This window comes from Saccharopolyspora sp. MMCC62 (genome assembly GCF_057736575.1).
The window spans coordinates 185,170-197,732 of record NZ_JBYKCM010000007.1 but is presented as its reverse complement, the minus strand read 5'-3'; the positions used below and the strand labels follow the sequence as shown (position 1 = coordinate 197,732).

The following is a 12,563-nucleotide window of genomic DNA, read 5'->3' as shown; positions in this document are numbered from 1 at the left end:
GCCGGGTCATCAATGACGAGGCCGAGGAGGCGCTCATGCCTGCCATCGCGGACGTGCTCGGGGAATTCGCCGCGCGCACCACGCTGCGGGACGTACCCGACGAAGTGCTGCGCCGCGCACGGCACCTCGCACTGGACTCCGTCGGCGTCGCCTTCGCCGCCGTGGACGAGGAATTCACCCGGCGCGCCCGGCGCGCCGCCGCCGAACTCGGCCCCGGCGACCAGCCGGTCATCGGGCTGCCGGACCGGCTCGCCCCGCGCGAAGCCGCCCTGCTCAACGCGGTCCTGGTGCACGGCCTCGACTTCGACGACACGCACCTGCCCGCGGTCACCCACGTCTCGGCCAGCGCGCTGCCGGTGAGCATCGCCGCCGCCATCAAGCACCAGCGCTCCGCCGAAGACCTGCTGCTGGCCTACGTGCTGGGCATCGAGATCTCCGCCCGGGTGGGCACCGTCGCGCACGGCGGCTTCCACGCGGGCGGCTTCCACCCCACCGGACTCGCCGGGGCGTTCGGCTCCGCGGTGGCCGCGGCGAAACTCGCCGGACTGCCCGCCGACGGCATCGCCGAATCGCAGCGCATCGTCGGCTCGATGGCCTCGGGCATCCTGGAATTCCTCGCCGACGGCGCGTGGACCAAGCGGCTGCACCCCGGCTGGGCGGCGACCAGCGCGCTCACCGCCGCCACCTTCGCCTCGGTCGGCTGGCCCGGGCCGGAGCAGGTCTACGAAGGCCGCTACGGGCTCTACGCCACGCACCTCGGCAAGGACGGCTGGGACGCCACCGAAGCGCTCGACGGGCTCGGTGAACGCTGGGAACTGCTGGCCACCGCGGTGAAGCCGTACCCGAGCTGCCACTTCACGCACGCGTTCGCCGACGCGATCCTGCACCTGAAGCAGGCCGAGGGGTTCGCCGCCGCCGACGTCGACGTGGTGCGCTGCTTCATCCACGGCACGCCCGGTGCCGTGGTGTGCGAACCGATCGAGCGCAAGCGCGCCCCGCAGGACGACTACGACGCGAAGTTCAGCCTGCCGTTCATCGCGGGCGCCTGCCTGGCCCGCGACCGCCTCACGCTCGCCGAGTTCACCGACGACGCGTTGGGGGACCCGGAGATCCTGCGCCTCGCGCAACGCGTCGAAATCGCCGACGACCCGAACAGCCGCTTCCCGCAGGCGTATTCGGCCGAAGTGGAGATCGTGCTCACCGACGGCCGGACCCTGCACCGCCGCGAGGACGTCAACCGCGGTCACACCGAACGTCCGCTGTCCGATGAGGACATCCGCGCGAAGTTCACCGCCAACGCGGGCGACCGCGCACCGTCCACGATGGACCACGTGCTGGCGCTCGGGACGGGCAGCGCCGCCGACTTCGCCGAAGCCCTGCGCGCGGCCTGACCCTCCCCACCCCTCACCCCTAGGCGGTACCCCATGTCCGGAACGACCGCGGAACCGGCGCGCGCGAACAGACCCGCCACCGCAGGACGGCCGTTGTCGGCGGCCCGCATCGCCGGGTCCTCGCTGCTCGGCACGCTCATCGAGATCTTCGACTTCATCATCTACTCGTTCATGGCCGCGCTCGTGTTCGGCCCGCTGTTCTTCCCCGGCGCCTCGCCGTGGATGGGCACGCTCGCCGCGCTCGCCACGCACGCCGTCGCGTTCGGGATGCGGCCGCTGGGCGCGCTGCTGTTCGGCAAGCTCGGTGACAGCCGCGGCAGGCGCACCGCGCTGCTGACCTCGATGCTCGTGATGGGCGGCTCGACCGTCGCCATCGGGCTGCTGCCGCCGTTCGGCGTCGCCGGGTTCTGGGCGCCGGTGCTGCTGGTGGTCTGCCGCCTGCTGCAGGGCCTCGCCGTCGGCGGCGAGTGGGGCGGGGCGGTGCTCGTCGCCGTCGAACACGCCCCGGCGAAGCGGAAATCGCTCTACGGCGCGTTCGTGCAGCTCGGCACCGTGCTCGGCATCGGGCTGGCCAGCTCGGTCATCCTCGTGGTGAACCTGTGGGTCAGCGAAGAGGCGTTCCTGTCCTGGGCGTGGCGGCTGCCGTTCCTGGCCAGCGCCCTGCTCATCGCCCTCGGGCTGGTGCTGCGCAGGCGCCTGGAGGAGACGCCCGCTTTCCTCGCCGAACTCGCCGAACGCGAGAGCGGGCAGCGCAGCGCCCGGCCCACCGTGCGCGCGGTGTTCCGCGACCACGGGCTCGCGCTGCTCGCCGGTTCGCTGATGTGGTCGGCGTCCTGCTCCTTCCTGTACGTGCTGATGACCGGGCTGGTGGCCTACACGAAGCAGTACGTGCCCGCGCTCAGCGCCGTCGACGTGCAGATCGGACTGGTGCTCGCCTCGCTGCTGCTGGTGGTGCTGACCATCCTGTTCGCGGTGTACGCGGACCGGTGGGGCCGGGAACGGCTGACCGTCTGGTCCGGGATCGTGCTGGTGCTGTGGGCGTTCCCCGCGTTCTGGCTGATCGACGGCGGCGGGTTCGGCGCGATGCTGCTGGCGATGCTCGTCGGCACCCTCTGCTACGCGGCCTTCAACGGGGCGGTGCCGTCGCTGCTGTCCGAGCTGTTCCCGGTGGACGCCCGCTACACCGGCACCGGGCTGTGCATCTCGTTCGGCACCGCCGTGGCGGGCGGGCTGCTGCCCATCGGCGCGCTGGCCCTCGTCGGTTCGCTCGGCGGATCCTCCGTCCCGCTGTCGGCGACCCTGGTGCTGTGCGGGCTGCTCACCGTGCTGGGGATCGTGCTGGCCCGGCGGGTTCCCCGGTACCGCTGAGCCCGTCGGCTCGGTTCGTCCCCGCGCCAGGGGGCGGACCGGGGATCTCGGCGGCTCCTCCGGTGCCTCGCGCCGGTACGACCGCGGCGCCCGGGCGCGCACCGGGCGCCGCGGCCCTCGCGGGGGAGCCGCCGAGCACCCGCTCGCGGAGCGGATCCGGTCCGCTGCAACGGGTATCGCCTGCCCACCCGACGTCGCCGCACGATCGCGGACGGTGATCTCCACCCGTCCGCTGTGATCGGTTCCACAGCGCGCGCCCGTGCGCGCGCGGCCGCGCGTGACACCCTGTGACACTGTCCGGGCACGCGCACCCGGCGCCGCTGAAAGGCCACCATGACCCGGTTCCCGCCCGCCGATCGCACCGCGGCACGCCCGCGCGCCGCCCGGCAGGCCCGCGTCCCGGTGGCCGCGATGCCCGGACCCGCGCGGAATAGGGTGCGCGGCGAAGTGGTTGCGGAGTGATGAGGTCGGTGCCGTGCCGCACCGGCCGGTCCGCGCCGGAGGTCCGCCGCAGCGGACCGGCCGGCGCCGGTTCCACCGCGTTCGAGGTCGTCGCGCCCGCACGGCGCAGCGAGGACCCGCGCGGCGGCGCTCCGGCCCGCGGCGTTCAACGACGAGTGCCACGACGTTCCCGTGACCGTGGCGATGGGTGAGGTAAGCGAACCAGCATGAGCATCAAGATCGGGTACAAGGCCTCCGCCGAGCAGTTCGCCCCGCGCGATCTGGTGGAGTTCGCGGTGCAGGCCGAGGAGAACGGCCTGGACAGCGTGATGGTCTCCGACCACTTCCAGCCGTGGCGGCACAACCAGGGCCACGCACCGTTCGCGCTGTCCTGGATGAGCGCGGTCGGCGAACGCACCTCCCGCGTCCAGCTGGGCACCAGCGTGCTCACCCCGACGTTCCGCTACGAACCCGCGGTGGTGGCGCAGGCGTTCGGCACCCTCGGATCGCTGTACCCGGGCCGCGTCATGCTCGGCGTCGGCACCGGTGAGGCGCTGAACGAGACCGCGGTGACCGCCCGCGAATGGCCCGAGTTCAAGGAGCGGTTCCGCCGCTTCCGCGAGGCCATCGACCTCATCCGCACCCTGTGGCGGGAAGAGCGGGTGAGCTACGAAGGCGAGTACTACCGCACCTCCAACGCCACCATCTACGACCGCCCCGAAGGCGGCGTGCCGATCTACGTGGCCGCGGGCGGGCCGATGGTCGCCAAGTACGCGGGCCGCGTCGGCGACGGCTTCATCTGCACCAGCGGCAAGGGCATGGAGCTCTACACCGACAAGCTGCTGCCCGCGGTCGAAGCCGGTGCGGAGGCCGGCGGCAAGAACGCCGCCGACATGGAGAAGATGATCGAGATCAAGCTCTCCTACGACCCGGACCGCGAACGCGCCCTGCAGAACACCCGGTTCTGGGCGCCGCTGTCGCTGCCCGCCGAGGTCAAGCACAGCCTGGCCGACCCGGCGCAGATGGAGAAGGCGGGCGAGGAACTGCCGATCGAGCAGGTCGCGACCCGCTGGATCGTGGCCTCCGATCCGGAAGAAGTGCTCGCCGAGGTGAAGGCCTACCTGGACGCCGGTTTCGACCACCTGGTGTTCCACGCGCCGGGATCGGACCAGACGCGGTTCTTGGAGACCTTCGGAGCGGACGTGGCACCGCGCCTGCGCGAACTCGCCGGCTGAGGTTTTCCAGGCTCCTTCATCGAGAGGGGCGGGTGGCGGAACCTCAGCGCTTTCCTCGCTGCGGGATCGATTTCACAGGTGGCTCCGCCACATGAGAAATCGCTGTCCTCGCGAGGAAAGCGCTGAGAACCCGCGGCGGTGCGAGTTGCTCGGGTGGTCGTCTGCTCAGCGGCTTCGCCGCTGACAGGAAGGACGACGGGATCCTGGTAGCGGCTGGTTTCTTTGGGATTGGCGAACGCTCCCTCCGCCTGGTGGCGGGGGGGAGCGTTCTGCTGCATTCGTCCACTTCGGACTTTGTCAGCCCAGGGCGTTCACGGCGATCTTGGTGGCTTCCGCGATCAGGGCGTCGTCGTAGTCGGCGTCCACCGCCGCGCGGTCCGACAGCACCGACAGCATGATCGGCGCCCGGTTCGGAGGGTGGACCACCGCGATGTCGTTGCGGGTGCCGTGGTCGGCCGCGCCGGACTTGTCGCCGACGCGCCAGCCTTCGGGCACCCCGGCCGGGATGAGGTCGGCGGTGAGCGTGTTGGCGCCCATCATCCCGTTGAGCAGCGCCCGCTGCTCCGGCGCCAGCACGTCCCCGGTGGTGTAAGCGCGCAGGCTCGCGGCGAGCGCGCGCGGCGTGCTGGTGTCCCGCGGGTCGCCGGGGGAGGTCCGGTTCAGGTCGGTCTCGGTCCGGTCCGAGCGGGTCGTGGTGTCGCCCAGCCCGCGCAGCGCGGCGGTGAGCTCGGCCGGTCCGCCGAGCTCGCGGAACAGCAGGTTCGCCGCGGTGTTGTCGCTGTACCGGATCGCGGCGTCGATCACCTCGCGCAAGGTGAGGCCGTCGGCCACGTGCTGCTCGGTGACCGGCGAGTTCTCCACCAGGTCCGCCTGCGAGTAGGTGATGCGGCGGTCCAGGTCGGCGGGCGAGGTGCGCCGCAGCACCTCGCCGGAGGACAGCGCCTTGTGCGTCGAGGCGAACGCGAACCGCTCGTCGGCGCGGTGCACGACCTCCCGTCCGGTCCCGGTGTCCAGCGCGTACACCCCGAGGCGCGCGTCGAACCGCCGCTCCAGCTCGCCGAACTCGGCCTGCCGCTCGATCACCGCGGAAGCGGCGGTAGCCGCGTTCGCCGCGGCCGGGGGTGCGGAGGAGGGCGCGCCGCCCGAGCACCCCGCGAGGGTGAGCGCGGCCAGCGCGGCGATCGCGACCTGGTGGAAACGCTGCTTGAGCACGGAACTTCCCTTCCATCGCTGCTCGACGGGCCGGAGCGGCCCGCGGCGCGCCCAGTCTCACCGCACCCCGCCCATGCTGTCCAAGACGGGAACCGTGGTTTCCATGCGGAATCGGCATACACTGCGGTCGTGGACTTGGTGGGCGGGTGCCGGGCGTTCGTCAGCGTCAGCGAAGCGGGCAGCTTCACCGGCGGATCGGCCGCCGCGGGCATCCCGCAGCCGGTGGCGAGCCGCCGCATCGCCGCGCTCGAACGGCACCTCGGGGAGCGGCTGTTCGACCGTTCCGCGCGGCGCGCGCTGCTGACCCCGTTCGGCCGGGACGTGCTGCCGCGCGCCCGGCAGCTGGTGCGCCTCGCCGACGCCCTGGAGCACGACGCGAAGCGGGCCCGGCTGCGGCCGGTGCGGCTCGCGGTTCCCGCCACCAGCACCACCCGAGCCCTGGCGGAACTGGACGCGGCGGCCCGCGACCACGAGCTGTTCCTGGAGTTCCGGCGCGCCGACCCCGCCGAGCGCGTGGACCTGGTGCGCACCCACGACGTGCGGGCCGCGCTGGTCGCCGTGCCCGCGGACGAGGCGGAGTGGTCGGTGCCGCTCGGCGTCGGGAACACCACCGAACGCCACCGCGGCCCGATCCACCTGGATTCGCTGCGCGCCGGCCGCGCCGAACGCTCCCCGCGGCGCCGGGTGTGGATCCAGCCGGAGGACGACGTCCCGCACGTGCGGGACCGGGTGCTGCGGATGCGGGACGCGGTGGGGCTCCGACCCGCGCAGGTCGCTGTGGCAGAGTCGCTGAGCGCGGGCGCCGCCGAGGTGCTCGGGTCGGCGGACCTGCTGCTCTGCTCGGCCGAGCAGGCCGCCGAATTCGGATTCCGGTGGCACCCGGTCGCGGAGCTGCCGCTGGCGCGCGGCTACGCGATCATCGCGGAGACCGGCTACGACGCGGACCCGCTGCGCACCGCGCTGCACGAGGAGGTCGCCCGCTGCCTCGGCGCGGTGGACGACGGGGGACGGGAGCACGGGTGAACGCCGAAGCACTGATCAGCGAGCTGCTCGCCGAGCTCGACGAGGGCGGGCTGCGCGGCTCGTTCCTGGTGCGCGACCTCGATTCCGGGCAGGAGATCGGCATCGAAGCCGACCTCGCGCACCCCGTCGCCTCGCTGATCAAGATCCCGCTGGCCGCCGCCACCGCCGACCGCATCCACCGCGGCGAACTGGACGGTGCCGCCGAAGTGCTGGTGCGGCCCGGCGCCATCAGCACCACCGGGCCGAACGGCCTGAGCCGGTTCCGCCATCCGGCGCGGGTGGCGGTGGACGACCTGATGTACCTGGCGGTGGCGCTCAGCGACAACGTGGCGGCCGACGTGCTGTTCGCGCTCACCTCTCCTGCCGAGGTCACCCGGGTGCTGCGGGGCTGGGGGCTGCGCGGCATCACCGCCCGGCACCTGGTCGGCGCCCTGTCCGAGACGCCCGCGGAGCGCTTCGCCGCCGCCGACGTGCACCTGGCGCACGCGCTCGCCATCGGCGCCCGCACCGCGGACCGCGGGCACCCGCTCGCGCAGCTCGACGTGTCGCGCGCGAATTCCGGTTCGGCGCGGGACTTCGTGGACCTGCTGCAGGAGTTGTGGCGGCCCGCCCGGATCGCCGAACCGGTCGCCGAGCGGGTGCGGGAACTGCTCGGCGCGAACCTGCTGCGGCACCGGATGGCCCCGGACTTCAGCTCGGACGCGACGACCTGGTCGTCGAAGACGGGCACGCTGCTGAACCTGCGGCACGAGGTGGGCGTCGTCGAGCACGACGACGGGCGCCGGTTCGCGATCGCCGCGCTCACCGAGTCCCGGGTGCCCGCCGCGACCCAACCGGAGGCCGAGTACCTGATGGCCCGCACGGCCCGCAGGCTCCGCGACCACCTCCGCCGCCACTAGCGCGGTCCGCAGTGGACGGTCGCGCGCGGTGATTCCCCGGGCGGCCAACGGCGATCCGAGTATCGGTCGTCGCGGGCGGGGACGTGGACACCCGTTGCGCACCCTCCTGTCGTGCGGCGCACCGGTTCCGGAGCCGCTTGGCGTGGCCGGGTAGTGGTTCCGGGCGGCGGACGGGTCAGCCGGGCAGCGCTCCGATCTCCGGGCTTTCCCCGGCGAAGGTGCGCCGCAGATCTCGGTCGGCGAACCGGTCCCCGGCGCGTTCCAGGTAGCGGCGACCGCGGCGGCTGCGGGCGAGCAGCCCCGATTTCACCAGGTTCGCCGCCCAGATCGGCGGGATCGCCCAGCTCGGCGTCACCGGCAGCTCCAGGTCGCGCATGTCCTGCTTGCCGAGGAAGAACCGCAGCATGCTCAGCAACCGCAGCCGCGCGTACCGTCCCGCGAGCCGGCCGCGGCCCAGCGTCGGCTGGCCCGCCACCAGCGCGCCGGACAGCGCCGCGCCCGCCGGTGTCACGTCGTCCTGCACGCGCAGCACGTGGTAGTTGAACCGGTTCTGCTCGCGTTCGGTGTCGAACAGGAAGTCCTCGTCCACGCCCAGCAGCCAGCCCACGTACTTCCAGGCGTGCATGATCGCCCGCGACTCCTCCGGGGTGACCAGCCAGCCGAGCGCCCGCACCCCCAGCAGCAGCGTGCCGTTGAACAGCCCGAGCGTCGCCGCCTGGTCGGCCTGGTTGATCGGCAGGCCCCAGCGCTGCACGTCCCACCGGCCGTTGCTCTCGAACCGGTGGTTGATCAGCGCGTGCATGGCGCGCACGTGCACCGTCAGCCGGAATCCCTCGCCGTCGCGGCGCATCCCGCCGGGGCGGCTGATGGCCAGCGCCCACTTCTTCGTCTCGCCGAGCCTGCGCATCGCGGTCGCCCCGGTGAGCCCGCCGGTCGCCACCAGCAGGTCCGGCGGCCCGCCGAACCGGTAGCCGCCGATCAGCGACAGCTGCAGCAGCACGTCGTCCACGTTGCGGCCCATCCGGCGGATGGCGCGCGCCCCGCGCTCCACCAGGTCGGGATCGACCCAGTCGGGAGTCCGCTCCACCACGGCGAAGAACTCGCGCAACGCCTCCGGCGCGTCCGGCGGCACCCCGTCGTCCAGGGCGCGGGCGAACTGCCCCATCGTCACCCGCTGCTCGGCGGGCACGTCCCGGCCCATGGCGCGCACCAGCCGCGCCCCGGGCTCGTCGCGGGTGAACATCCGCCGCCCGATGCGGTCCACCAGTTCCTCGTCGAGCTCGTCGACCCGGGCGGCCAGCCGCAGCACCCGCCCGATCCGCCGGGAACGCTCGGGCGCGCCGAAGAACCGGTCCGGATACACCGCACCGGGAGTGCGTTGCGTCACAGGTGAGGTCATGCCGATGATGCTGACACGAAGATTCATTCGCGTTCAATTCGCGTTTCGGAGGTGCCCGTGTCCGCTCGCGCCCGGCGTCCGATGCGGCGCGAACCCAGCCAGGAGCGGTCCCGCGCGATGGTGCGGCGCATCCTCGATGCCGGGTACGACGTGCTGCTGGCGCACGGCTACGACCGGGCGAGCACCGGGCGCATCGCCGCGGCGGCCGGGATCAGCCCCGGGTCGCTGTACCAGTACTTCCCGGACAAGCACGTGCTGCTCGGCGAGGTCGTGGACCGCTGCGCCGATCGGTTGCGCGCTCGCATTTCGCGCGCGTTCGTCGCGAACCTCGCCGGTGGTTCGCTGCCGGACGCGGTGCGCGGCAACGTGCTCGCGCTGATCACCGCGTTCGAGGAGAACGCGGGGCTGCTGCGGGTGCTCTACGAGCAGCTGCCGCCGAACGCCGACACCCGCCGCGCCGACTTCAAGCACCGCATCGACGAGCTCGCCACCACCGCCCTGCTGGGGTACCTCCCCGGCGGTGCCCGGGCGGACGCGGTGGCGTGGGTGCTGGTGCGGACCGTGGAGAACCTCGCGATCAGCTACGTGCTGGACCCGCCCGCGGTCGACCGGGAGGACGCGGTGGAGGAGATCACCGCACTCCTCACCGGCTACCTCACCCGGCTCGATCCGGAGCGGTGCTGACCGCGGAGCCGGTCCCGTTCGGCGGCGGCTGGACGGGCACCGGACGTGGCGCGATCAACGGCGCCGGGTCACCCGGTGATCGTGCGGTGGAACGTTCCCCGGTGCGGCGCTCGACGTCCTCGGAGCGCCGCCCGCGGGGTCTCCGGATCGGGGTGGGGGGATCTTCCGGGATCGCCCGGTCGCGTGCCGTCGTTCAGCGCGATGATCGCGTGGACGGGCGCGTTTCCTCCTCCGCTGCACGTGCGGTTCGCACTGCGGCAGCGGCGAATCCGCGAACGTCCCGGTGCCGATCAGCCCGAGGGCGACGCAGCGGTCGGGGAACCGGCGCACGCCTGGGGGACCAGCGGCGGGACGGTCAGCAGGGGGTGGAACGAGTCGATGCTCGCGTTCTCGCCGACGGCGATGCCCTCGGCCTCCACCCAGGCGTGCGCGCCGAACGGGTCGGTGCGCGCCCCCACCCGCCAGGTCGGCCACTGCCCGCGGCAGCGGCACAGCAGGGCGATGGCGATCGACCGCGGCAGGCAGCCCTTGCCGGCGCAGGTCAGGCTCACCGCCACCACGGCCTGCCGGATCGCGAGCGCCCGGTCGTGCTCGGCGGGCCGGGCCCGGCCGCGGATCGCCGCGAGCACCGCGCGAATCCGGCGCGGCGGCAACCGGGACAGGCCCAGCGCGACGGCTACGGCGAGCCGTGCCGTCAGTCGGGCCCGCAGCGGCGGGCGGGTGGCGCTGCGGAACAGCGCTTCGGGGGTGCTCACGAGCGCACCGCCAACCGGGCCGCGGTCAGCTGTTCGGTCAGCTCCCGCACGTCGCGCAACGCTTCGTCCAGGCCGACGTCACCGGGCGGGCCGTCGGCGATCAGCGCCGCCGCGACCTCGTGCTCCCCGGCGCCGTCGAGCAGCATCCGCAGCGCGGTCGCCGCGGATCCGTTGAGCTGCCAGTACTCCCCGGACCGCTGGTCCAGCAGCACCGAACCTCCGTCGGTGCCCGCCAGCGACACCTCGTGGTGCAACCGCACTCCCATCAGGACACCTCCTGCTCGGCGAGCTCCGGTGCGGTCTCCGCTTCGAGATCGCGCAGCCAGCGCTCGCAGCCGAACGTCGTGGACATCGCGTACGGGGTGAACAGCCGCAGCTGCAGGCCGGTGCACACCGACCGCAGCCGGTCGGCATCGATCAGGCCGAGGGCGGCCAGCCGGGAGTCCTCGCACAGGGCGGCGAGCGCGGCGACGTTCCGCCGGATGCCGCTGTGTTCCAGGTTGGAGCCCTCCGCCTTCGTGGACCGCCGCAGCGATCGTTCCGGGACGAGCCCGCGCATCGCCTCCACCAGCAGCGGCTTGTACCGCCACGGCGAGCGGCGTTCGTGCGGCCGGGCCGCGGCGCAGGCGGCGATCACGGCGTCGTCCAGGTACGGCGAGGACAACCGGACGCCTTCGGCGGCGTAGACGGGCACGGTGCCGCGCACCAGCCCGGCGCACTGCCGGATGCCCCAGGTCGTGTGGTGTTCGGTCCACGGCACGTCCCGCGCCGACTCTGCTTCGGCGATCAGCAGGTCCCGCACCGCGTCCACCGCGTCCGGCGTCGCCCACGGCGGCAGCTGCAGCAGCGCCGAGGCCCCTTCGTCGTCCAGCGGGGACGCGATCACGGTGCGCGCCCGGTCCGCCAGCCACGCCGGGTAGGTGCGCCGTTGCTCCCACGCCATCCGCGCGATGTCGGCCCACGTCCAGTGCTCCAGCGCGCGGTAGCCGCGCAGCTGGGCGAACGCGGTCCACGGGTGGCGGAGCAGGAAGTCGAACACCCCGGCCGATCCGCCGGGCAGCACTTCGTCCCCGCCGTCGCCGCTGAGGTGCAGTTCCGATCCGGCCGCACCGAGCTCCGCCGCCAGCGCCCGGTAGGTCCGGCGGTCCTCGATGCCGGGGAACGGTTCGTCCCACGGCAGCCCGGGTTCCAGCAGGTCTTCGTAGTGCGTGGGCAGTTCGCCGAACTCGTACTGCAGCCGGTTGATGCGGGGCAGTGATTCGGCGGCCAGGTCGGCCCATTCCGGGTCGTCGTCGCCGAGGTCGGCGGCCAGCGTCGTCAGCGTGGTCAGCGGCCGGTCTTCGCGGGCGGCGAGGAAGCACAGCGTCGTGGAGTCCAGCCCGCCGGAGAGGTCGCTGCTGAGCACCAGCCCCGATCCGGTGCGCGCCCGCACTGCCCGGTCCAGCGCGTCGCGCAGCCCGACGGCGGCCTCGGCCAGCGGGAGTTCGGCCGGTGGCGGCGTCCAGCGGCGGTGCACCCGGGGGCGGCCGCGTTCGTCGAGCACCAGGCAGTCGTCCTCGTCGACCGCCTGCACCCCGGACCACAGCGGCGCGTGGACGGTGTGCAGCGCGACCTCCGACAGCAGCAGCCGCAGCAGCAGCCGCCGCGGGTCCACTGCGGCCCCGGCGAGCGGGCCGAGCACGTCGGCCCTGGTGGCGGCGGCGGTGACCCCGCCGATCCGGGTGTGCATCAGCTTGCGCAGCCCGGACAGGGTGCCCTGCGCGCGGACCTTGCCGCGGACGGAGGCGAACAGGTGGTAGCAGCCGGGGACGTCGAACGTGGTCCGGTCCAGGTCGGTGACCGAGCCGGCGCGCCGCGCGATCCGGTCCAGCTCCGCGGTGTCGGCCGCGCACACGCCGAGCGCCGCGACCTTGCTGCCGCCGGCCGAGCCGACCCGCAGGTCCGCGGGATTCCAGTCGCCGACCAGCCAGGGCAGCCCCGAGTGGTGGTGCACCCGGCGCGCCGGGTGCAGGGAGTCGGCTATCGAGGCGGATTCGGGGTGGTCGGGCAGGACCACGAGCCATTCGCCGTTCATGGGTTGCCGCCGTTCATGGGATGCGCGCCTCCAGCCGGGTCGACGAGGGGTGGCGCGAGCCGCAGTGCGCACGGCTCGCGCC

General features: G+C 73.5%; 11 protein-coding genes. 6 read left to right on the top strand and 5 right to left on the bottom strand.

Annotated features, from left to right (window positions below):
* Positions 1 to 35: 35 nt before the first annotated feature.
* The 3 genes from AC29IT_RS18010 (at position 36) to fgd (ending at position 4,435) form a co-directional block, all read left to right on the top strand.
* Positions 36 to 1,391, top strand: a complete 1,356-nt coding sequence (locus tag AC29IT_RS18010) for an MmgE/PrpD family protein (protein WP_358440562.1) — start codon at positions 36 to 38, stop codon at positions 1,389 to 1,391.
* A gap of 33 nt (positions 1,392 to 1,424) precedes the next feature.
* Positions 1,425 to 2,759, top strand: a complete 1,335-nt coding sequence (locus AC29IT_RS18005; RefSeq protein WP_358440559.1) for an MFS transporter — start codon at positions 1,425 to 1,427, stop codon at positions 2,757 to 2,759.
* A gap of 668 nt (positions 2,760 to 3,427) precedes the next feature.
* Entirely contained in the window at positions 3,428 to 4,435 is a 1,008-nt protein-coding gene (gene fgd / locus AC29IT_RS18000) for a glucose-6-phosphate dehydrogenase (coenzyme-F420) (protein WP_488219526.1), read from the top strand.
* A gap of 297 nt (positions 4,436 to 4,732) precedes the next feature.
* Here fgd and bla read toward each other — a convergent pair whose 3' ends face one another.
* Positions 4,733 to 5,647 (bottom strand): class A beta-lactamase, encoded by a 915-nt coding sequence (bla, locus tag AC29IT_RS17995; protein WP_488219525.1) that lies wholly within the window; start codon positions 5,645 to 5,647, stop codon positions 4,733 to 4,735.
* A gap of 129 nt (positions 5,648 to 5,776) precedes the next feature.
* On the opposite strand from bla, the gene AC29IT_RS17990 reads away from it, so the two are divergent.
* Positions 5,777 to 6,670, top strand: coding sequence for a LysR family transcriptional regulator (locus tag AC29IT_RS17990; RefSeq protein ID WP_488219524.1), 894 nt, complete (start codon positions 5,777 to 5,779; stop codon positions 6,668 to 6,670).
* Entirely contained in the window at positions 6,667 to 7,569 is a 903-nt protein-coding gene (locus tag AC29IT_RS17985) for a serine hydrolase (protein ID WP_358440548.1), read from the top strand. The genes AC29IT_RS17990 and AC29IT_RS17985 overlap by 4 nt, the downstream gene beginning before the upstream one ends.
* Positions 7,570 to 7,744: 175 nt before the next feature.
* On the opposite strand, the gene AC29IT_RS17980 is transcribed toward AC29IT_RS17985, so the two are convergent.
* Positions 7,745 to 8,968: an oxygenase MpaB family protein gene (locus tag AC29IT_RS17980; RefSeq protein WP_358440545.1), complete on the bottom strand. Its 1,224-nt coding sequence runs from the start codon at positions 8,966 to 8,968 to the stop codon at positions 7,745 to 7,747.
* 57 nt (positions 8,969 to 9,025) lie between these two features.
* On the opposite strand from AC29IT_RS17980, the gene AC29IT_RS17975 reads away from it, so the two are divergent.
* Positions 9,026 to 9,652, top strand: a complete 627-nt coding sequence (locus AC29IT_RS17975; protein ID WP_488219523.1) for a TetR/AcrR family transcriptional regulator — start codon at positions 9,026 to 9,028, stop codon at positions 9,650 to 9,652.
* A gap of 290 nt (positions 9,653 to 9,942) precedes the next feature.
* On the opposite strand, the gene AC29IT_RS17970 is transcribed toward AC29IT_RS17975, so the two are convergent.
* The 3 genes from AC29IT_RS17970 to AC29IT_RS17960 are packed head-to-tail and all read right to left on the bottom strand — an operon-like array spanning position 9,943 to position 12,481.
* Positions 9,943 to 10,407, bottom strand: coding sequence for a lasso peptide biosynthesis B2 protein (locus AC29IT_RS17970; protein ID WP_488219522.1), 465 nt, complete (start codon positions 10,405 to 10,407; stop codon positions 9,943 to 9,945).
* Entirely contained in the window at positions 10,404 to 10,673 is a 270-nt protein-coding gene (locus AC29IT_RS17965) for a lasso peptide biosynthesis PqqD family chaperone (protein ID WP_488219521.1), read from the bottom strand. The genes AC29IT_RS17970 and AC29IT_RS17965 overlap by 4 nt, the downstream gene beginning before the upstream one ends.
* Positions 10,673 to 12,481, bottom strand: a complete 1,809-nt coding sequence (locus tag AC29IT_RS17960; RefSeq protein ID WP_488219520.1) for an asparagine synthase-related protein — start codon at positions 12,479 to 12,481, stop codon at positions 10,673 to 10,675. Before AC29IT_RS17960 ends, AC29IT_RS17965 begins: the two co-directional genes overlap by 1 nt.
* Positions 12,482 to 12,563 lie beyond the last annotated feature (82 nt).